This window comes from Streptomyces sp. HNM0574 (assembly GCF_012726235.1).
GTDB lineage: Bacteria > Actinomycetota > Actinomycetes > Streptomycetales > Streptomycetaceae > Streptomyces.
Genome location: NZ_JAASAH010000015.1, coordinates 75479 through 98323 on the forward strand (window position 1 = coordinate 75479; position 22845 = coordinate 98323).

At 72.0% G+C, this 22845-nt stretch carries 20 protein-coding genes and 1 tRNA gene; 10 read left to right on the plus strand and 11 right to left on the minus strand.

All coding sequences use genetic code 11. From position 1 onward, the window contains the following. Positions 1-28: 28 nt before the first annotated feature. Entirely contained in the window at positions 29-700 is a 672-nt protein-coding gene (locus tag HCC30_RS22660) for a biliverdin-producing heme oxygenase (protein WP_169444566.1), read from the minus strand. A 211-nt stretch (positions 701-911) separates the two neighbouring features. On the opposite strand from HCC30_RS22660, the gene HCC30_RS22665 reads away from it, so the two are divergent. From HCC30_RS22665 to HCC30_RS22675, 3 genes are all read left to right on the plus strand, one after another. Beyond that, positions 912-1307, plus strand: coding sequence for a helix-turn-helix transcriptional regulator (locus HCC30_RS22665; protein ID WP_169444568.1), 396 nt, complete (start codon positions 912-914; stop codon positions 1305-1307). 129 nt (positions 1308-1436) lie between these two features. Next, on the plus strand, positions 1437-2219 hold the full coding sequence (gene modA / locus HCC30_RS22670; RefSeq protein WP_169444570.1) for a molybdate ABC transporter substrate-binding protein: 783 nt from the start codon (positions 1437-1439) through the stop codon (positions 2217-2219). A 63-nt stretch (positions 2220-2282) separates the two neighbouring features. Continuing rightward, on the plus strand, positions 2283-4211 hold the full coding sequence (locus HCC30_RS22675; RefSeq protein ID WP_169444572.1) for an ABC transporter permease: 1929 nt from the start codon (positions 2283-2285) through the stop codon (positions 4209-4211). Positions 4212-4316: 105 nt separating this feature from the next. On the opposite strand, the gene HCC30_RS22680 is transcribed toward HCC30_RS22675, so the two are convergent. Continuing rightward, complete coding sequence (locus HCC30_RS22680) at positions 4317-4541, minus strand: hypothetical protein (protein ID WP_169444574.1); 225 nt, start codon at positions 4539-4541, stop codon at positions 4317-4319. 202 nt (positions 4542-4743) lie between these two features. Between HCC30_RS22680 and HCC30_RS22685 the strand changes: the two genes are divergently transcribed. Then, positions 4744-5460, plus strand: coding sequence for a class I SAM-dependent methyltransferase (locus HCC30_RS22685; RefSeq protein ID WP_169444576.1), 717 nt, complete (start codon positions 4744-4746; stop codon positions 5458-5460). 283 nt (positions 5461-5743) lie between these two features. After that, on the plus strand, positions 5744-7492 hold the full coding sequence (locus HCC30_RS29225) for a bifunctional metallophosphatase/5'-nucleotidase (protein WP_346776760.1): 1749 nt from the start codon (positions 5744-5746) through the stop codon (positions 7490-7492). Positions 7493-7561: 69 nt separating this feature from the next. On the opposite strand, the gene HCC30_RS22695 is transcribed toward HCC30_RS29225, so the two are convergent. The 8 genes from HCC30_RS22695 to galU all read right to left on the minus strand — a co-directional run bounded on the left by HCC30_RS22695 (position 7562) and on the right by galU (position 13964). Next, complete coding sequence (locus HCC30_RS22695) at positions 7562-8104, minus strand: hypothetical protein (RefSeq protein WP_169444580.1); 543 nt, start codon at positions 8102-8104, stop codon at positions 7562-7564. 214 nt (positions 8105-8318) lie between these two features. After that, positions 8319-8392, minus strand: a tRNA-Ala gene (locus HCC30_RS22700). A gap of 136 nt (positions 8393-8528) precedes the next feature. Next, positions 8529-9755 (minus strand): gephyrin-like molybdotransferase receptor GlpR, encoded by a 1227-nt coding sequence (glpR, locus tag HCC30_RS22705; protein WP_346776761.1) that lies wholly within the window; start codon positions 9753-9755, stop codon positions 8529-8531. A gap of 182 nt (positions 9756-9937) precedes the next feature. Continuing rightward, the gene (locus HCC30_RS22710; RefSeq protein WP_169444654.1) at positions 9938-10564 is read right to left on the minus strand and encodes a GNAT family protein; all 627 of its coding nucleotides are present in this window, start codon (positions 10562-10564) and stop codon (positions 9938-9940) included. Beyond that, entirely contained in the window at positions 10561-11067 is a 507-nt protein-coding gene (locus HCC30_RS22715; RefSeq protein WP_169444584.1) for a MogA/MoaB family molybdenum cofactor biosynthesis protein, read from the minus strand. The genes HCC30_RS22710 and HCC30_RS22715 overlap by 4 nt, the downstream gene beginning before the upstream one ends. After that, complete coding sequence (moaC, locus tag HCC30_RS22720; protein WP_169444585.1) at positions 11064-11618, minus strand: cyclic pyranopterin monophosphate synthase MoaC; 555 nt, start codon at positions 11616-11618, stop codon at positions 11064-11066. The genes HCC30_RS22715 and moaC overlap by 4 nt, the downstream gene beginning before the upstream one ends. 118 nt (positions 11619-11736) lie before the next feature. Beyond that, positions 11737-13041 carry a gephyrin-like molybdotransferase Glp gene (gene glp / locus HCC30_RS22725; RefSeq protein WP_169444587.1) on the minus strand — a complete coding sequence of 435 codons (1305 nt, stop codon included), beginning with the start codon at positions 13039-13041 and terminating at the stop codon, positions 11737-11739. Next, positions 13038-13964 (minus strand): UTP--glucose-1-phosphate uridylyltransferase GalU, encoded by a 927-nt coding sequence (gene galU / locus HCC30_RS22730; RefSeq protein ID WP_169444589.1) that lies wholly within the window; start codon positions 13962-13964, stop codon positions 13038-13040. Before galU ends, glp begins: the two co-directional genes overlap by 4 nt. Before the next feature lie 92 nt (positions 13965-14056). On the opposite strand from galU, the gene HCC30_RS22735 reads away from it, so the two are divergent. Further along, the gene (locus tag HCC30_RS22735; protein ID WP_169444591.1) at positions 14057-14644 is read left to right on the plus strand and encodes a 5-formyltetrahydrofolate cyclo-ligase; all 588 of its coding nucleotides are present in this window, start codon (positions 14057-14059) and stop codon (positions 14642-14644) included. A gap of 56 nt (positions 14645-14700) precedes the next feature. On the opposite strand, the gene HCC30_RS22740 is transcribed toward HCC30_RS22735, so the two are convergent. Continuing rightward, positions 14701-17403, minus strand: a complete 2703-nt coding sequence (locus tag HCC30_RS22740) for a penicillin acylase family protein (protein WP_169444593.1) — start codon at positions 17401-17403, stop codon at positions 14701-14703. 299 nt (positions 17404-17702) lie between these two features. Between HCC30_RS22740 and HCC30_RS22745 the strand changes: the two genes are divergently transcribed. The 4 genes from HCC30_RS22745 (at position 17703) to HCC30_RS22760 (ending at position 22188) form a co-directional block, all read left to right on the plus strand. Next, positions 17703-19244 (plus strand): potassium/proton antiporter, encoded by a 1542-nt coding sequence (locus HCC30_RS22745; RefSeq protein ID WP_169444655.1) that lies wholly within the window; start codon positions 17703-17705, stop codon positions 19242-19244. Between the two features lie 302 nt (positions 19245-19546). Continuing rightward, entirely contained in the window at positions 19547-20842 is a 1296-nt protein-coding gene (locus tag HCC30_RS22750) for an MFS transporter (protein WP_169444594.1), read from the plus strand. Between the two features lie 67 nt (positions 20843-20909). Next, on the plus strand, positions 20910-21290 hold the full coding sequence (locus tag HCC30_RS22755; RefSeq protein WP_169444596.1) for an FmdB family zinc ribbon protein: 381 nt from the start codon (positions 20910-20912) through the stop codon (positions 21288-21290). Positions 21291-21357: 67 nt separating this feature from the next. Continuing rightward, the gene (locus tag HCC30_RS22760; RefSeq protein ID WP_169444598.1) at positions 21358-22188 is read left to right on the plus strand and encodes an S-methyl-5'-thioadenosine phosphorylase; all 831 of its coding nucleotides are present in this window, start codon (positions 21358-21360) and stop codon (positions 22186-22188) included. Positions 22189-22845: the final 657 nt, after the last annotated feature.

Genomic DNA, 22845 nt, shown 5'->3' on the forward strand with positions numbered 1-22845 from the left:
GTCGCGGCCCGGCCCGCGCCGGAGCGGCTCAGGCGGAGATCGGGTGCTCCCGGCCCAGGTCGCGGAAGACGGCCGTGTTGAGGGTGAAGGCGTGCTTGCACTCCTCGACGATCCGCCGCTTCTCCAGGGCGTCGGCGGGGACCGCGTCCAGCAGGGCGCGGTACTCCCGCTTGAACGCCGCGGGGTTGGGGATGCCGTCGAAGGTGTAGAAGCGCACGCCGTCGCCCTTGCGCGCGAAGCCCCAGTTCTTCTCCGCCGTGCCGCGGATGATCTGGCCGCCGGAGAGGTCGCCGAGGTAGCGGGTGTAGTGGTGCGCGAGGTACCCGCCCGGCCACTCCCGCGCGACCTCGCGCACCCGCTCCACGTACGCGGCCGTCGCGGGCAGCGGCACCAGGGCGGAGCGCCAGCCCGAGCCGCCGTGCAGATGGTCCAGATCCTGCTCCAGCGCGGCCAGGCGGGGCAGCCCGGGGTGCAGGAACGGGCCGACCACCGGGTCCTCGGCCAGCCGCTCGACGTGCGCCTCCAACTCCCGGTAGATGCACCACAGTTGCTCGGTGTAGTGCGTGTACGCGCCGACGCCGAGCCCGCCGCCCAGGAGGTCGCCGACGAAGGAGGAGTTCTCCGCCTCGGTGTGCTGCTCGCGGGAGGCGGTGCGGATCAGCGTGGAGAACGGGGTGTCGTCGGGAGCAGTCAAGGTCATCCTCCGGTGCGGAGCGGTAGCGGGCGCAAGCACGACGTACAGCAGATCCTGCCCACTTAGGCTTGCCTAAGTCAAGAGTTTACCGACGCCTTGTCGGAAACTTCGCGAGCCCCTCGCAGCTCCCGCCACTCACCCTCGGAACCCGGCAACTGCGCCTCCAAATCCCGGAAGCCATTGCAGATGCCAGCCGGGCGGGCATATGTTTCCGCACATGCAGTCGTACACAATCGGCCGGGCGGCGCGGCTGCTGGGCGTCAGCCCCGACACCGCGCGCCGCTGGGCGGACGCCGGACGCGTCGCGACCCACCGCGACGAGACCGGCCGCCGCCTGATCCGCGGCCGCGACCTCGCCGCCTTCGCCGTCGAACACGGGCAGGGCGGCGGCACGGACGAGGACGTCGCCTACACCTCGGCGCGGAACGCGTTCCCCGGCATCGTCACCGCCGTGAAGCTCGGCGACGTGTCGGCCCAGGTGGAGATCCAGGCCGGACCGCACCGCCTCGTCTCCCTCCTCACCCGCGAGGCGGTCGAGGAACTGGGCCTGGAGGTCGGCGTCGAGGCCACGGCACGGGTGAAATCCACCAACGTGCACATCGACCGCACCTGAACCGGCCGCCACCCGGTCTCCCCTCGCGGCGCCGCCCGTCCCCGGCGCGCGTGTCCGTATCCGCCGCCGTCTCTCCGCCGTCCCGCTGCCGCCGCAGCCGCACGGCGAGCACCGCCAGGAGTCCCGCACATGCCGCTCACCTCACCCGTCGCCCGCCGCACCGCCGCCGTCGCCGCGTCCGCCGCACTGCTCCTCCCGCTGACCGCCTGCGGCGGCGCCGCGCAGGACAGCGCGGAGGGCGGGGAGAAGAAGGAGCTGACGGTGCTCGCCGCCTCCTCCCTCACCGACGTGTTCAAGAAGGCGGGCGCCGCCTACGAGAAGGACCACCCGGACACGAAGGTCACGTTCTCCTTCGCCGGTTCGCAGGAACTCGCCGCACAGGTCCGCCAGGGCGCCCCCGCCGACGTGCTCGCCACCGCCGACACCAAGACGATGGACGGCCTCCGGGCCGACACCGGAAAGCCCGACATCTTCGCGAAGAACCGCCTCGTCATCGCCACCCGCGAGGGCAACCCGCGCGAGATCGGCTCCCTCGACGACCTCACCGGCGACCGGCTCAAGGTCGTCCTCGCCGCGTCCGAGGTCCCCGTCGGCCGCTACAGCGCCCAGGTCCTGGACAAGCAGCACCTCGACGTCGAACCGGTGTCCCGCGAGACGAACGTCCGCGCGGTCCTCAGCAAGGTGGAACTCGGCGAGGCCGACGCGGGCCTCGTCTACCGGACCGACGCCGCCACGGCCCCGGGAAAGGTCGACGCCGTGGAGATCCCCGACGAGCAGAACGCCGTCGCCTCCTACCCCGCCGCCACCCTCAAGGAGTCCGAACACACCGGCGAGGCCGACGCGTTCGTGACATGGCTCGGCTCGCCCACCGCACAGAAGCTCATGCACGACGCCGGCTTCCAGAAGCCGTAACGTCGACGCGCCGCCGGCCCCCGGAGCGCGCATCCCGTCCACCGATCCGCCGATGAGCCGCCCATGAGCCAGCACCCCCGCACCCGCCCGCCCGTGGCCCTCGCGCTGCCCGCACTCGTCGCCGTCGCGTTCCTGCTGCTGCCGCTGCTCGGCATCCTCGCGCGCACCCCCTGGGGCGACTTCGCGACACACCTCACCAGCCCGGACGTCCTCCAGGCGCTGCGGCTCTCGCTCGTCGTGTCCTTCTGGGCGCTGGGCCTGTCGCTGCTGCTCGGCGTCCCGCTGGCCTGGCTACTCGCCCGCGCCGAGTTCCGCGGCAAGGCGGTGGTGCGTTCGCTGGTCCTGCTGCCGATGGTGCTGCCGCCGACGGTCGGCGGCGTGGCGCTGCTGCTCGGCTTCGGCCGCCGCGGGCTGCTCGGACCGTGGCTGGAGGACACCCTCGGGGTGACGCTGCCCTTCCACACCTCCGGCGCGGTGATCGCGGCGGCGTTCGTCGCCATGCCGTTCCTCGTCATCAGCCTGGAGGGCACCCTCGCCGGGCTGCGCCCCGCGTACGAGGAGACCGCCGCCTCCCTCGGCGCCTCCCCGCTCCGGGTCTTCTTCACCGTCACACTGCCGATGGTCGCCCCGGGACTCGCCGCCGGTGCCGCGCTCACCTGGGCGCGGGCGCTGGGTGAGTTCGGGGCGACGATCACCTTCGCGGGGAACCTGCCGGGCACCACACAGACCCTCCCGCTCCAGGTCTACCTGCTGCTCCAGGACGACCCCGAGGCCGCCACCTCCGTCTCCCTGCTGCTGCTCGCCACCGCCATGGCCGTCCTCGTCGGCCTCCGCGGCCGCTGGACGGGCGCCACCTCCCGCACCCCCGCACGGAAAACGGAAGCCGAACCGGAATCCCCGGACCCCACTCCCCCGCCCCCGGCGGACGATGACGCCACTGCACCCGGGGACGCCCGCTGGCCGCTGCACGCCGAACTCACCGGCTTCACCACCCTCACCCTCGACGCGGAACCCGGCACCACCGTCGCCCTCGTCGGCCCCAACGGCGCCGGCAAGACCACCCTGCTCCGCGCCCTGCTCGGCCTCACCCCCCGCGCCCACGCCGCGCTCCGCGTCGGCGACCGCGAGCTCGGCGCGCTGCCCCCGCACCGGCGCGGCGTCGCCTGGGTCCCGCAGGACGGCGCGCTCTTCCCCCGGCTCACCGCGCTCGACAACACCGCGTACGGGCCGCGCGCCCAGGGCGTGCCCCGCGCCGAGGCCCGGCGCGGCGCCCAGCGGTGGCTGGACCGGCTCGGCGTCGGCCACCTCGCGCACCGCAGACCGGCGCAGCTCTCCGGCGGCCAGGCCCAACGCGTCGCCCTGGCCCGCGCCCTCGCCGCACACCCCCGCCTGCTCCTCCTCGACGAGCCGCTCGCCGCGCTCGACCAGACGACGCGCGCCCGCGTACGGCACACCCTCCGCACGCACCTCGCGGGCTTCGGCGGCGTCTGCCTGATCGTCACGCACGACCCCGTCGAGGCCGTGTCCCTCGCGGACCGGGTACTGGTCCTGGACGACGGCCGGGCCGTGCAGTACGCGCCCCCCGCCGAGGTCACCCGGCACCCCCGCTCCCCCTGGGTGGCCCGCATGCTGGGCCGCAACGCCTGGCGCGGCACGGCCTCGGCGGACGGCACCCTCGCGCTGGCCGGCGGCGGCACCCTCGTCACGGCCGACGGCCCAGGACCCGGCACGGACGCGCTGGCCGTCGTCGCCCCCGAGGCCGTGTCGCTGCACCGCGACAAGCCGGGCGGCAGCCCGCGCAATGTCTGGCCGGGCACGGTCCGCGAGATCACCGCGGTCGGCAGCAGGCTGCGCGTCCTGGTCACCTCCGACCGGACGCCGGACGTCGTCGCCGAGATCACCGCGGAGGCGGCCGGCGACCTGGGCCTGGGCGACGGCGTGCCGGTCTGGACGAGCATCAAGGCGACGGAGGTCACCGTCGTCCCGCTCTGAGCCGGAATTCCTCCGGACACACACCGGGGCCCCGGCCGGAACGGCCGGGGCCCCGAACCGGGAATCCGCCGTCGGAACGGCGATTTCCGCGGTGCTCGGCCGACGTCAGCGGCCGATGTGCTCGTTCTCGTCCTCGAAGTTCATGTCTCCGATGATGATGGAGTCCTCGATCTCCTTCTCCCAGATCTTGGTGAGGTCGAAGTCCCAGCTCTTGTTCGACTCGTAGGAGTAGTGCTTGGGGTGGGACATGGCCTGGGCCGACCCGGCACCCACACCGGCGAGACCGAGAACCGCGAGCCCGACGACGACGGGGCGAAGAACACGACGCATGAAGAACCTCCGCGTGCTGAAAGGGGAACAGCACCAATATCGGCCGCCCCTCCCGGAGGCTCACAGGAAACACGCGCGCCGGTTTCGCAATTACCCCCGGTTGTACGTATAGCCGGAAGACCGCATCAGCTGCATTCACCCGTCTCGCGCATTCCTTTCCCGGCCGGAACGGAAACGACGGACCCCGCCTATGCTGAGCGTGATGTTCACCCCCGAGGGCCCCACCGTCCGCGAACTCGCCGTCCAGGCACTGTCCTCCGTCGAGCGCGGCTACGACCTGCTGGCACCGAAGTTCGACCAGACGCCCTTCCGCACCCCGGACGCCGTACTGGACGCGGTGACCGACGCGCTCGCCCCCTTCGGGCCCTTCCGCGACGGGCTGGACCTGTGCTGCGGAACCGGCGCCGGCACCCGCGTCCTGCGCGAACTGTGCGAGGGACGCACCGTCGGCGCCGACCTCAGCGAGGGCATGCTCACCGTCGCCCGGACCGGAACCGGAAGCGGAGGCGACTGGGTGCGGGCCGACGCGCTCGCGCTGCCCTTCCGCTCCGCCTTCGACCTCGTCGTCAGCTTCGGCGCCTTCGGACACTTCCTGCCCTCCGCGCGCCCGGCCCTCTTCGCCCAGGCCCACGGGGCGCTCCGGCCCGGCGGCCGCTTCGCCTTCCCCGTCGCCGCGCCCCCGCCGGTGCGCTCCTGGGGCCACTGGGCGCTGCTCGGCTTCGACGTGGCCATGCGGGTACGGAACGCCCTGTGGCGGCCCCCGTTCGTCATGTACTACCGGACGTTCCCCCTCGGCGCCGTGCGCCGCGATCTGGCCGCCGCCGGCTTCGGCGTCGACGTGCTGCCGCTGCCCCGGCTCGGACTGCGACCCGACGGCTCGCCCCGCTGCGCCCTCGTCGTGGCCACCCGCCCCCGCTGAACGCCCCGAACTCCCCACCGCAGGAAGGCAGTCCGGCGCGGAGGAGCTCGTACGAGTGGATTGGCGCGGGCGGCCCCGTGTCACCGGCCGCGGCACCGTACCGGCTCACTACGCTCCCCGCGGCGTCGCAGGTCACGGCCCTTCCGCGGCCGGTCCGGCGCGCCCCGAGGCGGCGTGGGCAGGCCCGCAGCGTCTCGGTCCCGCAGACCGCTCCTCCCGAAAGGCAGCCTCCGTGCACGGAGCCCAACGGCCTCCCCTTCTCCGCCGTCTCGCCCTCCTCGGCGTGGTGACGGCATCCGTCCTCGCGCCCGCGCTCGCCGCGTCCCCGGCCACCGCGCAGCGGAACGCGGACACCGTCCCCGTCCAACTCCTCGCCCTCAACGACCTGCACGGCAACCTCGACGCCGTCGAGGGCCCCGCGGGCGCCGTCACCCGCACCGGGCCCGACGGCGCCCCGGAGAAGGTGCAGGCGGGCGGTGTGGCGCGACTGGCCACGCTGCTCGACAAGTCCCGTGCCGACGCGGCCGGTCACGAGTCGCTGACCGTCGCCGCCGGGGACATGATCGGCGGAAGTCCCCTGCTCTCGGCGGCATTTCACGACGAGCCGACCGTCGACGCGCTGGAGGCCCTCGGGCTGGACGTGACCGCCGTCGGCAACCACGAGTTCGACGAGGGCCCCGACGAGCTGCACCGCATGCGGCACGGCGGCTGCCACCCCGAGGGCGGGTGCAGCATCGAGGGGAAGCCCTACGACGGCACCGACTTCCCCTACCTGGCCGCCAACGTCACCCGGAAACAGGCCGCGGAGCGGAAGGCTCCGGGCGACCCGATCCTCCCGCCGTACTGGATCAAGAAGCTGCCCGGCGGCGAGCGCATCGGCTTCATCGGCCTGACGACCCGCCACACCGCCGCCTCCGTCAGCGCGTCCATGGTCCGCGACCTGGAGTTCGGCGACGAGGTCCGCACCATCGACCGGTACGCCGACGAACTGGACCGCAAGGGCGTCAAGGCGATCGTGACCCTGCTGCACGAGGGCGGCGAACGCGCGGGCAGGACGTACGACGCCGACTGCGACACCGAGGGCCCCGGAAGCCGGCTCTCCGGACCGGTGAAGGAGATCGCGGGCAGGGCCTCGGCGAAGGTCGACGCGTTCGTCACCGGCCACACCCACGAGCCGTACACCTGCACCGTCACCGACCCGGAGGGGCAGCCCAGGCTCGTCACCCAGGGCGCCTCCTTCGGCCGCACGTTCACCGACCTGCGCTTCGACATCGACCGGGCCACCGGGGACGTCGTCCGCTCCTCGGCCTCGGCCGGCAACCACGTGGTCACCCCGGAGACCGAGCGGCAGCCGGCGGTGCGCAAGACCGTCGAGGAGTGGCGCGCCCGCTCCGCCGACCTGGCCCGCAAGCCCGTCGGCCACATCGCCGCCGACATCCCGGGCCGCGGCTCCGACCAGTTGGAGACCCCGCTCGGTGACCTGATCACGGACACCCAGGTCGAGGCGACCCGCGGCGAGGGCGCCGAGCTCGCGCTGCTCAACTGGGGCGGTATGCGCGCCGATCTGACCCACCGCGCCTCGGGCGACGAGGGCGACGGCGTCGTCACCTACGGGGAGGCCTTCCAGGTCCAGCCGTTCGGCAACCCGCTGGTGACGATGACGCTGACGGGCGCGCAGCTGCGCGAGGTGCTGCGGCAGCAGTTCTCCGGCGCCAACGCCGGCTCCCCCGAGGTCCTCCAGCTCTCGGACGCGCTGCGCTACGAGGCCGACCTCTCGCGCGAGGGCGCCGCCCGCCTCCTCGAGGACACCATCCGCGTCAAGGGCGAGCCGCTGCGGGACGACGCCACCTACCGCGTCACCGTCAACGACTTCCTCGCCGAGGGCGGCAACGGCTTCTCCGCGCTGAAGAAGGGCACCGACCGCGAGAGCTCCACCACGGACCTCGCCGCCTTCACCGACTACCTCGGCAACCACAGCTCACCGGAGAACCCCCTCCCCCGCCCGGCCGCCGACCGGGTCACCCTCCGCTGAACCACACACGCCACTGCCCCCGTCACCACACACGTGGCGACGGGGGCAGTCCCGTACCGGCAGGCTCCCTCAGCAACCGCTCCGGAGGGGCTCGAACTCGATGCGCCGGCGCGGCTCCTTGTCCCGCACCTCGCCGTACGTCTCCCGGTCGACGCGGTACCAGACGTCGTCCCGCGCGCGCTTCTCCCGCGCGTCGTCCTGCTTCACCCCATCCAGCCGCACGCACCAGCGCTCGGGCCGCACGACGCGCTTGTACGTCTCCGTGCCCTTACGGACCTTGGAGCACTTCTGGTAGTGCCGCGTCGTGTACCAGGTACGGGTCCGCTTCTTGCTGCCGCTGCCCGTGCGCTTCGTGTGCTTGACCTTCTTGGTGGCGGGCTTGCAGCTCTTCACCAGATGCGGCCGCTTGGCCTTGACCGTCTTCTTCGTGACGTGCCGGACGCTGTCCCGCAGCCCCGAGACGGTTTCCCGGCCACTGTCCGACGCGGAACCCTGCGCGCTCCTGCCCGGAGCCGAGCCGCTGCTCCCGGCCTCCGAGCTCCCGCAGGCCCCGAGCACCGCCATCAGAAGCGCCGCCACTCCGGCGACCGCGACCCGCTGCTTCCTGCCCATGCCTCTCCCCCCTCGCAGAGAGCGGCCCACCCGTCCCCGCCCTGGTCACCGCCTGCTCGACGGCAGCGGCAAGAGTAACTGACGGGCCACTACACGGGGTTGGCCGCACGAACCGGCGGAAACCGCACCGGGGCGCTGTTCGTGAGGGCTGCACGCGCACACGAAAAGAGCCCCTCCGCCCAGCGTTTCCGCTGTGCGAAGGGGCTCCTCGCTGTGGACCTGAGGGGATTTGAACCCCTGACCCTCTCGTTGCGAACGAGATGCGCTACCGGACTGCGCCACAGGCCCTTGCGACGTGTGAAACTCTAGCACCATCCCGCCGTCGCACGAAAATCCGCTCCGCCGCTGCCCGGGAGGGCCGGAATCACGGCCCGGGACGCCGCTCCGGCCTCCCCGAGAGAGGCGTCCCGCGCGGTGACTTGGGTCACTCGTTGGCCGCGCGGGGCCGGTCCTCGTCCTCGTACTGGTCGAAGAGCGGCGTACGCCGGTCCCTCGGACGGCGCGGCCCGCGCTCGGCCTCGGGGGCCGGCCCGCGGGAGCCGGTGTCGTGCACCTCGGGCGGCTCGTTCGCGCCGACGGCGCTGGACCGCGCCGAGCTCCAGGTGTCCGGCGCCTCCAGATCGACACCCCGCGTACGCCGCGGCGCGACGGGCGCGCTGACGTACGTGGGCAGCGGCACCGGCACCGGGTCCCAGCCCTCGCCGTCGTACCGCTCCGGGTCCGGGGCACGCTGCTGGTCGACCCACTCGGCGTGGTCGGTCTGCTCGACCAGGGCGCGACGGTCGGCCGCCCCCTGCTCGTCCTCGACGGGGCCCGCGCCGGTGTCCCGGCCGCGCCCGCCGTGCGCCGCGGGAGCGGCCGCGTCCGGGGCGACGGCCGGAGCGGCCTGCGCGGCGGCACCGGAGCGCCGGCCCCGGCGCTCGTGCAGCCGGGAGGCGGCCGCCTCGGCCTTCCGCCGGTCCATGGTGACGACGAAACGACGGCGCTCCTGCACCCGCAGGTGCACGATGTACGCGCTCAGCAGCACCGCGGGAACGGCGGGCGCCCACAGGAAGGCGAGGCCGCCGACGGCGGCGACGACGGTGCCCAGCGTGAAGGCGAGGAAGAGCACCATCGTGGTGCGCCTGCGCCGGGCGAGGACCTGGGCACGCTTGCTACGCGCGTCAGCCTTGCTGCGCTGCGCACTGCCGTCCGCGGACTGCGCGCCCGGGGCCCGCTCGCTCTCCGGGCCGTCGTACCGGCCGGGGGCACTCCTGGCCGCGGCCGCCGGGGTGTCCACTATTTCGGTGGGCGCCTCGGCGTCGCGTTCTCCGACCATGGTTTTGGGGTCGGCGAACGCCCGGACGTCCACCGCGTTCTCCGCGGCGTCCGGGTCACTCTCGTCCGCTTCGTCCATGCCGGTTCCGGCGACGGACGCGCTGTCGTCGAAGTCGTCGCGGTCGTCGGGGAGTTCGTCCGTCTCCCGACGCTCCGCGTCCTTCGCGTAGCGCCGCTCCATCGCCGCCTTTCCGGACAGAAGCCGGATGGCGGTGCTGAAGCGTTCCGTCGGACGAGCTTCATTCAGCTCGTCCTGCCTACGGAGCCACATCGGCACCAAGTAGGCAGCCCAGGCCCCGACGATGACTGCATAGATGAGGCCACTACTGCTCACACTCACACGGTAGAGGTCATCGCATGAGCCCATCTGCCAAATAGGGCGGTGTGTCGCACGATCTGGCCGATCTCTCCAGATTTTTTTCCGACTATTGAGATCCGGGACACACATGGACCCCAACACGTCCGCACCGGGCGGGAGTTACCGGCCACCGGGAACGGGACCCCAATATCGAACACCTATTTTATTTCCGTGGCCCCCGGCGCCTCGTGCCGCCATCGGGCCAGTACGCCCTCCGGCACTTCCTCCGAAGTCAGTGCGAACACCAGGTGGTCGCGCCAGGCGCCGTCGATGTGCAGATAACGCGGCCTCAAACCCTCTTCCCGGAAACCGAGTTTCTCCACCACGCGGCGGCTGGGCAGGTTCTCCGGGCGGATGCAGATCTCGATCCGGTGCAGCCCGACACTGCGGAAACAGTGGTCCGTCGCCAGGGCCACCGCTGTCGTCATCACCCCGCGGCCCGCGACGCCCTGGTCGATCCAGTAGCCGATATGGCCGGAACACATCGACCCCCAGGTGATCCCGGCGACGGTCAACTGCCCCACCAGACGGCCCTCGTACTCCACCACGAACGGCAGCATCCGCCCCGCGTGCGCCTCCGCGCGAAGGTGCCGCACCATCTGTCGGTACGTGGGGCGCTGGGGCGGCATCCGGCCGGGAGGCGACGGGGGGATGGTCGCTTCCCACGGGCGGAGCCAGTCACGGTTGCGCCTGTTCACCTCGCGCCAGGCACGCTGGTCACGCAGCTTGATCGGACGGACGAGCGTGACACCGTCCGTCAGTTCGGCAGGCCAGGGCGATTTCAGTTCGGGTTCCCTCTCGGGTGGTCGCCGCCGCGCATCTGGTCGACGGCGTGGACGAGCAACCGGTCCAGTACGGCCAGGCCGTCGCGCACGCCGCCCGACGAGCCCGGCAGGTTGACGATCAGGGTGCCGCCGGCGACGCCCGCGACACCGCGGGACAGTGCCGCGGTCGGCACCTTCGCGAGGCCCTCGGCGCGGATCGCGTCCGCGATGCCGGGGACCTCGAAGTCGAGGACACGACGGGTCATCTCCGGCGTACGGTCCGTCGGCGAGATGCCGGTGCCGCCGGTGGTGACGACGACGTCGTAGCCCGCGTTCACCGCGGCGCCGAGCACCTCGGCGACGGGCTCGCCGTCCCGTACGACGCTGGGACCGTCCGTCTCGAAGCCCATCGCGGTCAGGCCGCTGACCAGCAGCGGGCCGCCCTTGTCCTGGTAGACGCCGTCGGCGGCGCGGTTGGAGGCCGTGACGGCGAGGGCGCGGTAGGGCTGCTCGGCCGGACTCATGCGCCGGCTCCTTCCTGTGCTGCTCCCGGAACGGTTTCCCGCGCTCCGGACGGCGCTTCCCCGGACCCGGTGCGCGCCCAGTCGCCCGACTTCCCGCCCGACTTCTCCTCCACCCGGACGTCCGTGATGGTGGCCGCCTTGTCGACGGCCTTGACCATGTCGACGACGGTCAGTGCCGCGACCGTCACCGCGGTCAGTGCCTCCATCTCGACACCCGTCCGGTCGGTGGTCTTCACCCGGGCCGCGATCTCCACCGCGTCGTCCGCGACGGCGAGTTCGACCTTCACGCCGGACACGGCGAGCGGGTGGCAGAGCGGGATCAGGTCCGGTGTCCTCTTCGCTCCCATGATCCCCGCGATGCGCGCGACGGACAGCGCGTCCCCCTTGGGCACGCCCTCTCCGCGCAGCAGTTCGGTCACCCGGGGTGACACCAGGACGCGCCCCGTGGCGCGTGCCGTACGGGCTGTGACGTCCTTGGCGGAGACGTCGACCATGCGGGCCGCCCCGCTGTCGTCGACGTGCGTGAGGTGCTGCTGACCGGCGCTGCTCATGGATCTCCCGCTCCCGTCTGTGTGCCCGGACACGGTACCGGGCGCACAGCGGCGCGGCGCAGCGCGGAGCCCCGTGGGCGGCAGCGGTGGGTGACCGCCGCCGCGTCCGGGGGCGGGGCTAGACGAGCGGGATGACGGAGACTTCCTCGCCGGGGCCGATGTCACAGGTCCGCTCGGGGATGTCGATCAGCGCGTCCGCCTGGGCCAGCGCCGTGATCAGGTGGGAGCCCGCGCCGCCGACGGGGCGCACCGTGCCGAGCTCCTCGCCCTCCTGCGGCGGCGTGTAGCGGCCGCGCAGGAACTGGCGCTTGCCCTCGGGCGAGGTGAGCGCGTCCCGGGCCGCCAGCTGCGCCGCAACGGCCGGACGCCGTACGGGTGTGACGCCCATCAGCGCGCGGACGGCGGGGCGTACGAACAGCTCGAAGGAGACGTACGAGCTGACCGGGTTGCCGGGCAGGGCGAGCAGGGGCGTGCGGTCGGGGCCGATGAGCCCGAAGCCCTGCGGCTTGCCGGGCTGCATGGCGAGCCGGCGGAACTCCACGCTGCCGCCCGCCTCGTCGACCCGGGACAGCGCCTCCTTCACCACGTCGTACGCGCCGACGCTGACCCCGCCGCTGGTGACCACGATGTCGGCGCGGATCAACTGGTCCTCGATCGCGGCACGCAGGGTGTCGGCGTCGTCGGCGACCGCGCCCACCCGGTAGGCGAGCGCCCCGGCGGAGCGGGCCGCTGCGGTGAGCACGTAGCTGTTGGAGTCGAAGATCTGGCCGGGACCCAACTCGCCGCCGGGCTCGACGAGTTCGCTGCCGGTCGAGAGGACGACCACGCGCGGGCGCGGGCGCACCCTGACCGTGCCGCGGCCGATGGCGGCCAACAGGCCCACCTGCGGGGCCTCCAGAACCGTTCCCGCCGTCAACGCGACGGTGCCGGCCCGGACATCGCTGCCCTGCTCCCGCACGTGCGCCCCCGCCGCGACGGCGCGGTGGACGCGGACCTCGCCGCCGGCCGCCTCCGGGGCGGCGCTGCGGGCCGGCATGGAGTCCGCCGGGCCCTTCCCCGTGCCGCCGTCCGTCCACTCCACGGGGACGACGGCCTCCGCGCCGGGCGGCATCGGGGCGCCGGTCATGATGCGTGCGGCCTGGCCGGGAGCGACGGTGGGCAACTCCCCGCTGCCCGCCGCGACGTCACCGATGACGGCGAGCACGGCGGGGAACTCCTCGGACGCGCCTTCGACATCGGACACCCGGACCGCGTAGCCGTCCATGGAACTGTTGTCGAAGGGCGGCAGAGAAGCCGGCACGGTGATGTCCTCGACGAGGACACAGCCCTGCGCGTCGAGCAGCTGGAGCTCGATCGGTTCCAGCGGACGCACGCTCCGCAGGATGTCGTCCAGATGCTCCTCTACCGACCAGGTCTTGTTCACAGTTCCTGCATCTCCTCGCTGACGTAACTGCGCAGCCAGGCCCGGAAGTCCGGCCCCAGGTCCTCACGTTCGCATGCCAGCCTGACGATGGCGCGCAGATAGTCTCCCCGGTCCCCGGTGTCGTAGCGGCGTCCCCGGAAGACGACACCGTGCACCGGGCCGCCCGGGGCGCTCCCGTCGGCCGCGTGCGCGGCGGCGAGGGTCTGGAGGGCGTCCGTCAGCTGGATCTCCCCGCCGCGGCCGGGTTCCGTCTCGCGCAGGACGCCGAAGACGGCCGGGTCGAGGACATACCGGCCGATGATCGCCAGGTTGGAGGGCGCCTCGGCCGCGGAGGGCTTCTCCACCAGACCGGTGACCTCCACCACATCGCTGTCCCCGGTGGGCTTCGCGGCGGCACAACCGTAGAGGTGAACGCTCTCCGGGTCGACCTCCATCAGCGCGATGACACTGCCGCCGCGCTGTTCGCGGACCTCCGTCATGCGGGCGAGCAGCGGGTCGCGCGGGTCGATCAGGTCGTCACCCAGCAGGACGGCGAACGGCTGGTCCCCGACGTGCGGTTCGGCGCACAGCACCGCGTGGCCGAGACCCTTCGGGTCGCCCTGGCGCACGTAGTGCATCGTCGCGAGGTCGCTGGACTCCTGGACCCGGTCGAGCTTGGTCTCGTCGCCCTTGTCCCGAAGGACCTGCTCCAGCTCGTAGTTGCGGTCGAAGTGGTCCTCCAGCGGGCGCTTGTTGCGCCCCGTCACCATGAGGATGTCGGAGAGCCCGGCCGTCACGGCCTCCTCCACCACATACTGGATCGCCGGCTTGTCGACGACCGGGAGCATCTCCTTGGGAGTGGCCTTGGTGGCGGGAAGGAAGCGGGTACCGAGGCCCGCCGCGGGGATGACAGCCTTGCTGATCCGAGTACGGGATGTGTTCATGACCCGCACGATAACCGGTCGGTTTGTGCGGTAGACACGCATCCGCCGGTCATGTGACGGTCCGCGCACACAGGAAGGGTTTGGGCGGAACTGTGAGCGACACCGAGGCTAGTAAGCGCGCGTTGCGACGGGACATCCTCGCGGTGAGGAACGGGTTGACGGCCGATGACGTCGAGGCGGCGGCGGCCCGTCTCGCCCGCAGGGCACTGGAGTTGCCCGGCATCGCCCAGGCGCGCACCGTCGCCGCGTACGTGTCCGTCGGCCAGGAGCCCGGCACCCGGCCGCTGCTGGACGCGCTGCGCGCCCGCGGCGTCCGCGTCCTGCTCCCCGTCCTGCTCCCGGACAACGACCTGGACTGGGGCGACTACGAGGGCGCGGACACGCTGGTGCGCGCCCGCAGGGGCCTGTGGGAGCCCGGAGGGCCGCCGCGCGGCCGGGAGGCCGTGACGGCGGCCGACGTGGTGCTGCTGCCCGGACTGGCCGTGGACGCGCGGGGGATGCGGCTGGGCCGCGGCGGCGGAAGCTACGACCGCGTGCTGGAACGCCTGGACGCGGCGGGCGCCGAACCGCTGCTGGCGGTGCTGCTGTACGACACGGAGACGCTCGGCGAGGTGCCGGCCGAGGCGCACGACCGCCCGGTGCACGCGGTCGTCACCCCGTCCGGGACCCGCGGGTTCTGAACGCGGCGGCGCCCCGCACCGGCCGTCACAGCCGGTGCGGGGCGCCGCCGGGGCCGTCACGGCGTGAGGGCCATCTTCTCCTCGGTGCGCTTCTCCACGGCTTCCTCGCTGAAGGACCAGGGCAGCAGCTCGCCCTTGGCCCACTTGTCGGTCTGGTCCGTGTAGTGCGCGTTGAACGCGTGGCCCGACGCACCCGTGAGGTTGATCCAGCGGGACTTGTCGAGGTTGTCCATGTTGACGACCATCCGCATCGAGGGCACCCACGTCACGTGGTAGCCGCCCGCCGCGTTCCAGCCGGTCGCGTTGACCGCTGCCTCGCCGCCGCCGAGGTCCCACGGGCCGCGGTTCAGCAGGGCCTGCATGAAGCCGGGGCCGTCGGTGCCGATCGTCTGGTTGTTCAGCATCAGACGGTGCAGCCTGCCCCAGCTCCAGGTGTCGATGTCCTTGCCGAGCTTGGAGGTCAGCTCCCAGCGCGCGTCCTTCATGGCGTGCGCGAGGAGTTCGTCGCGGTTGCGGTCGCCGGGCTCGTTCCGGGTGCCCTCGGTCTTCCACCACTCGTTCTCGGGCTCGTCGAGCAGCTTGCGCACCACCTCGTACCAGCGGTCGCCGCCGTCCGGCTGCGCCGAGTCGGCGGTGCGCTGCCCGCATTCGCGGACCAGCCGCTCGTTGCCGCTCAGGTCGTCCACCGGGCCCGAGTCGTCGGAGGGGCGGACGTTGAGGCAGTCGCCCTCCAGGCGGAGCTCCTTTGGCAGCTTGTTGCCGAAGGCCAGCTTCAGCACGTTGCGCCACACCGCGTTGAAGTACGCGGCCGGTGCCGAGTCGGCGTCCTGGGTGTAGTCCCAGCCCTCCAGCAGCTGCTGGGCCTCGCGCACGTAGGAGCTGTCCACGTCCGTCTTCAGCAGGTAGGGCACCAGCAGCTTGGCGATCTCGCTGCTGTTGTCGGTCTGCATGGTCTGCATGTCGTCCATGGAGACCTTTCCGCCGTCCTTGATCTTCGACTGGATGAGGTCGTTGATGCGCTGGCTGCGCGCGCCGTAACCCCAGTCCGCCGTCAGCAGGTACGGGTACTTCTTCTCGTCGACGACGGCCTGGTTGGCGGTCACGATGTAGCCGCGCTCGGGGTTGTACTCCCAGGGCAGCGCGGACTGCGGGACGTAGCCCTTCCAGCGGTAGCGCGGGTCCCAGCCGGGGGCCGGGTAGCGGCCATCGCCGGCGCCGCGCACGGGGATGCGGCCGGGCGCCTGGTAGCCGATGTTGCCCTTGGTGTCGGCGTAGATCAGGTTCTGCGAGGGGACGGCGAAGTCGCGGGCGGCGGACCGGAATTCCTTGAAGTCGGAGGCCCGGTTGAGCTCGAAGACCGCGTCCATGGTCTTGCCCGGCTCCAGCGCGGTCCAGCGCAGCGAGACGGCGTAGCCGTCGGCGCGGTCGGGGGCCGCGTTGTCGACGGGTGCCTCGTCGCCGACCTTGCGCAGCTCCTCGTCGCGGTCGGAGATGATCGGCCCGTTGTTGGTCTCCCGCACCGTGATCTTGCGGCTCTTCCCGTCGGCGACCTTGATGGTCTCCTTGCGGGTCTTGTACGGGACGCGCTTGCCGTCGTAGACGTACTCGCCGTCGCGGATCTTCTGCAGGTAGAGGTCCGTCACGTCGGCGCCCAGGTTGGTCATCCCCCAGGAGATGTCCTGGTTGTGACCGATGACGACACCGGGCATCCCGGCGAAGGTGAAACCGGAGACGTCGTACGGGCAGGAGGCGTCGACCTGCCGGCAGTGCAGCCCCATCTGGTACCAGACGCTGGGCAGTTGGGGCGCCAGGTGCGGGTCGTTGGCCAGCAGCGGCTTGCCCGTCGTGGTGTGGTCGCCGGAGACGACCCACGAGTTGGAGCCGATGCCGCTCCCGTTCGGGCCCAGCAGGGAGGGCACCTTGTCGAGCTTGTCGGAGATCTCTCCGAGCTGCGCCGAGGCGTTCTGCGCCGCCTCCTTCGCGGAGGCCGAGGAGGCGCCCGCCCCGCCCTGGCCCTGCGGGTCGAAGGTGTCGCTGCCCGGCGAGACCGAACCGCCCTCCACGATCGGCTTGTTCCGCTCGTAGGGGTACTCCGGGTACAGGTCCTCGATCTGTTCCTTCGTGAGCCTGCTGGACATCAGCGCGCGGTCGGTCTCGTCCGCCATGTTGCCGCGCAGGTCCCAGGCCATGGCCTTCAGCCAGGCGACGGAGTCGACGGGGCTCCACTTGTGCGGCTCGTAGTCGTGGGAGATGTCGAGCGCCGCGAACTCCAGCGAAGCGGCGGAGCCCTTGTGTTCCTTCAGGTACGCGTTGACGCCCGCCGAGTACGACTGGAGGTACTTCTTCGTCTCCGGCGAGAGCATCCTGTACTCCTGCTCGGCGACCTTCCGCCAGCCGAGCGTGCGCAGGAACGCGTCCGTCTCGACCTGCTCCTCGCCGAACATCTCGGACAGCCGCCCCGAGGTCATGTGCCGCCGGACGTCCATCTCCCAGAAGCGGTCCTGCGCCTGCACGTACCCCTGGGCACGGAAGAGGTCGTCCGAACTGTCCGCGTAGAGCTGCGGGATGCCGTTGCCGTCACGCTTGACGGTGACGGGGTCGTCGAGCCCCTTGAGTTTGAGTGAACCGGAGGTCTGCGGGAAGGAGTCCCGCACGGTGCTGACCGTCCAGAACGTGCCGCCTCCGATACCGGCCACGAGCAGCAACACGACTGCGATCACGATCAGGCGGGCGCGTCGCGAGGTCTTCTTGGCGGGCATCGCTGTCCTTCGAGGGCAGGTTGGACCTTGGCTGTTGAAGGCCCGGACTGTTCCGTGCGGAACAACCATAGGCCGAGCGGATGTACCGCATTGCAGGGAGTCGCCCTCCCGGCCAACCGGGGACCGCTCCCCGGCCGCCCGCGCGCGACGGCGGAAGGCGCCGGAACCGGAATATTCAAGCGATGGTAAATTATTAGCTACACAAACGAACTATGCAGAGCGGCCGCGGCATCCGCCCGGCCGTCAGCACCCCATGACTGGCGGCCGCGGCACTGCCGCCACGGAGAGAGGATCCGCCCCTGACTGTCGACCGGCTCAACGAACTTCTCCTGTACAGCGCCCTCGTCCTGCTGTTCGCCGTCGCGGCGGTGCGGCTCTCGTCGCGCACAGGACTGCCCAGCCTGCTCATCTACCTCGGGATCGGCATCCTCCTCGGACAGGACGGCCTCGGCCTCCGCTTCGACGACGCCGAACTCACCCAAGTCCTCGGCTACAGCGCCCTCGTGGTGATCCTCGCCGAAGGCGGACTCGGGACGAAATGGCAGGAGATCCGCACCGCCGTACCGGCGGCCGCCGTGCTCTCCACCGTCGGCGTCGCCATCAGCGTCGGCGTCACCGCGGCAGCGGCCCACTTCCTGGTGGGCCTCAGCTGGCAGGCCTCGCTCATCATGGGCGCCGTCGTCTCCTCCACCGACGCGGCCGCGGTCTTCTCCGTGCTGCGCAAGGTCCCCCTGCCGAAACGGCTCACCGGGGCGCTGGAGGCGGAATCGGGGTTCAACGACGCACCGGTCGTCATACTCGTCGTCACCTTCTCCGCACTGCACGAAACCGGCTCCCACGCCTGGTACATGATCGTCGGCGAGATAGCCATGGAGCTGGCCATCGGCCTCGCCGTGGGCCTGCTCGTCGGCAAGCTGGGCGCGCTCGGCATCGGCCGCGTCGCACTGCCCGCCTCGGGCCTCTACCCGATCGCCGTCCTCGCGCTGTGCGTCGTCGCCTACGCGGGCGGCGCGATGGCCCACGGCTCCGGCTTCCTCGCCGTCTACGTCGCCGCACTGCTGCTCGGGAACTCGCCCCTGCCGCACCGCCCCGCGGTGCGCGGCTTCGCCGACGGCATCGCCTGGATCGCCCAGATCGGCCTGTTCGTCCTGCTGGGACTCCTCGTCACCCCGCACGACCTGGTGGACGACTTCCTGCCCGCCATCGTCATCGGCCTCGCACTGACCGTCGTGGCCCGGCCACTGTCCGTCCTGGTCTCCATGCTGCCGTTCAACATCCCCTGGCGGGACCAGGCGTTGCTGTCCTGGGCGGGGCTGCGCGGGGCCGTGCCCATCGTCCTGGCGATCATCCCGATGGTCGCCGAAGTGGACGACAGCAAGCGGATCTTCAACATCGTCTTCGTCCTGGTCGTCGTCTTCACCCTCGTCCAGGGGCCGACGCTGCCCTGGCTCGCGCAGCGGCTGCGGCTGAACGACACCAAGGAGGCCAAGGACATCGAGGTGGAGTCCGCTCCCCTGGAGCGGCTCCGCGGACACCTGCTGTCCGTCTCCGTGCCCGACCACTCCAAAATGCACGGCGTCGAGGTCACCGAACTGCGCCTGCCCGGCGGCGCCGCCGTCACCCTCGTCGTACGCGACGGCACCAGCTTCGTCCCCCAGCCCTCCACCGTGCTGCGCACCGGGGACGAACTGCTCGTCGTCGCCACCGACCAGGTGCGCGACGCGGCGGAACGACGGCTGCTCGCCGTCGGACGCGGCGGCAAACTCGCGGGCTGGCTCGGCACGGGCAGCAGCGCCTCCGGAAGGGCGGCGGACCGCGGCAGTATCGGGCTCGCGGAGTAGCACCCCGTGTGGTGCGCGTGGTGACTTCCCGCACACCGCACGGGCGGGCGGGCCGCCCCGGGCCCGGCCGCGCACAGCACCGGACGGAGCAGAGCGCCCGGTGTCGCTTATGGCGTGATGCAGCCGACAAGACAGCACGCGACCTGCTGCTACGCTTCTGTAGTTGTTTTCCCGTCTCTGCCTGATGCAGGGCTGGCGCGACCCCACGCGATCCCCGGGGTCATGCGCGAGCGGACAGCCCTCGGGGCGTATACGCGAACCCCGCGTAACGACGCGCTACCAGGCGGTAGAAAGGCACGGCCGTGTCATCCCCGGCCACCACCGTTGAATCCCGCCCGGGTTACGGGCAGTTGCTGCGCACCCGTGGCGCCTGGACCTTCCTCCTGCCCGGCTTCTTCGCCCGGCAGCCCTTCGCCATGCTCACCATCGGCATCGTGCTGCTGGTCGAGCACACCACCGGCTCGTACGGGACGGCCGGCGCCGTCTCCGCCACGGCGGGCGTCGCCATGGCGGTCATCGCGCCGCAGAGCGGCAAGCTCGCCGACCGGTTCGGACAGAGCGCCGTTCTCGTACCCGGCGCCGTCCTGCACGCCGCCGCGATCGCGACGCTGATCGCGCTCGCGCTGAACGGCGCCCCCGTCTGGGCACTGTTCGTCGCGGCCGTGCCCGCCGGTGCCACCACCCCGCAGATCGGGCCCATGGTGCGCGCGCGGTGGTCCGCGAAGCTCAGCGGATCCCCGCTGATGACCACGGCGGCCGCCTTCGAGTCGGTCACCGACGAGTTCACCTTCGTCGTGGGCCCCGTGCTGGCCACGGCGCTGTCCACCGGGGTGCACCCGGCGGCCGGGCTCGGCGCCGAGGCCGCCCTGATGCTCATCGGCGGGCTCGTCTTCGCCTCCCAGCGCGCCACCCAGCCCGTCCCGTCCCGGAAGCAGCCCGGTACCGCGGGAGCGGCGGACGGCGCCGGCTCGGCGCTGCGGATTCCCGGCGTACGCGTCCTGGTCGTGGCGTTGTTCGGGATCGGCACCGTCTTCGGCGGCATGCAGGTCTCGTTGACCGCGTTCACCCAGTCCGTCGGCCAGCCCGGCATCAACGGCGTGCTCTACGGCATCTTCGCCGGGGGCAACATGCTCGCCGCCGTCGCCGTCGGCGCCGTCAACTGGAAGCGCAGCGCCCGCACCCGCCTGCTGGCCGCCTACCCGGCGCTGGTGCTGGCCGCGCTGGCCCTCGCGACCATGGCGCAGGTGGCACCCTGGCTGCCGCTGCTGGCCGGACTCGGGCTGCTGATCGGGCTGTGCGTCGCACCGTCGATGATCACCAGCTTCACGCTGGTCGAGTACCTGGTGCCCGCGGGCTCCCGCACCGAGGCGTTCATGTGGCTGACCGGGGCCATCGCCCTCGGCCAGGCGGGCGGCTCGACGATCGCGGGCCAGCTGGCCGACAGCTTCGGCGCGAGCGCCGGATTCGTCGCGCCGCTGGTCGGCACGGGCCTCGCCGGGATCGTGCTGTTCCTCTTCCACAACCGCCTCGCGACCCGCTCCGAGGGACGGATAGCGGCCTGCGGCACAGGACACAGAACACCGGTCGCGGTGGACTGATTCGCGGGAATACTGCACTATGGAGCGTCGTTAGCACTCAACGAGTGAGAGTGCCAGGAGGAAGAACGTGCCGACGTATCAGTACCAGTGCACCGCGTGCGAAGAGGGCCTCGAGGTGGTGCAGAAGTTCACCGATGACTCCCTCACCGTGTGCCCGAAGTGCGACGGACGCCTGAAGAAGGTCTTCTCCGCCGTCGGCATCGTCTTCAAGGGCTCCGGCTTCTACCGGAACGACAGCCGCAACTCGTCCTCCAGCAGCACCCCGGCGGGCAAGAGCAGCGGCTCCGGTTCCGACTCCTCGTCGAGCAGCTCCTCGTCCTCCTCGGACTCGGGCTCCAAGTCCGCCGATTCCGGGGCGGGTTCCTCGTCCGGTTCCGGTTCGGACTCCGGCTCCTCCTCGTCCGGCAAGGGCGAGAGCAAGAGCACCTCGACGGCCGGCGCCGCCTGAACCAGGCGCCCCGAGCGCTGCGCGGACACCCTGACGGGCCGCCCGGAGCGGCCCGTAGGGTGACGCCATGGCTGAACAGGCAGAGATCGGCGTCATCGGCGGTTCGGGCTTCTACTCGTTCCTCGACGAGGTGACGGAAGTCACCGTCCGGACCCCCTACGGCGACCCCAGCGACTCGCTCTTCTTCGGCGAACTCGCGGGCAGGAAGGTCGCCTTCCTGCCGCGGCACGGCCGCGGGCACCATCTGCCGCCCCACAAGATCAACTACCGCGCCAACCTGTGGGCCCTGCGCGCCGCCGGCGTACGCCAGGTGCTCGCGCCGTGCGCGGTCGGCGGCCTTCAGCCCAAGTACGGCCCGGGCACCCTGCTGATCCCCGACCAGCTCGTCGACCGCACCAAGACGCGGGCCCAGAGCTACTTCGACGGCGAGGCCCGCGCCGACGGCGTCCGCCCCAAGGTCGCCCACGTCGGCTTCGCCGACCCCTACTGCGAATCGGGACGCCGCGCCTCCCTCACCGCGGCCCGCGGCCACGGCTGGGAAGCCGTCGACGGCGGCACCCTGTGCGTCGTCGAGGGCCCCCGCTTCTCCACCCGCGCGGAATCCCGCTGGCACGCCGACCAGGGCTGGTCCGTCGTCGGCATGACCGGCCACCCCGAAGCCGTGCTCGCCCGCGAACTCGGGCTCTGCTACGCGTCGCTGTGCCTGGTCACCGACCTCGACGCGGGCGCGGAGACCGGCGAGGGCGTCTCGCACGGCGACGTCATGCGCGTCTTCGCGGAGAACGTCGGACGGCTGCGGAACGTCCTCTTCGACGCCGTCGGCAACCTCCCCGCCGACCGCGCCTGCGCCTGCGCCGACGCCCTCGACGGCATCGACACGGGCATCGACCTGCCCTGAGCACCGAGGGGCACACGGGCGCGGGGGCTCACCGTCGCGGGTAAGCCCGTTGTCCACAACTGCCCGCTCATCCACAGATTTCGACGCCTCTCGGCGGGCTTCGTCCCTCGCCGTGCACTGTGGGCGCAGCAGGTCCGGCGAGCCCCTCGGGCCTGCTCCCCTACAGCAGGCGGTGATGCGCGGTGCCCCGGATTCCCAGCGTCCACCACGGCGGTCGCGCGGCCCGGACGGGCCGTGCGGACCGCGGAAGCCCGGCCGCCCGGCTGCGGCACCGCTGCACCGTGCCCGATTTCACACCCGTCAGAGCGGGGCGCGGCCGCCACTCTCCATCGCTCCGCATGCACGGAAAGCGACGAAGAGCGGCGCTCGGCCTGCTCGCCCTCGCGGCCTCGATGACCGCGCTCAGCACCCAGGCACACCGGAACGACGGGGACCACGCGCCCCCGGCGCCCTCACCAACTGCCCCGACTCGGGGGAAAACTGGCACAACAGGCGCAAACCAGCACGTGTCCGTACCTGTCCGCCTCGCGGACCCGGGCGTGGCCCAACTCGTGCACCAAGGCGACCGGGTTGATGTGATTGCCGACACACGAGGGAGCGGTCGTGGCCGAGTTGTGGCACGACGTGCCCGAGTGGCCCTTGTGCCCCGCTCCGGCG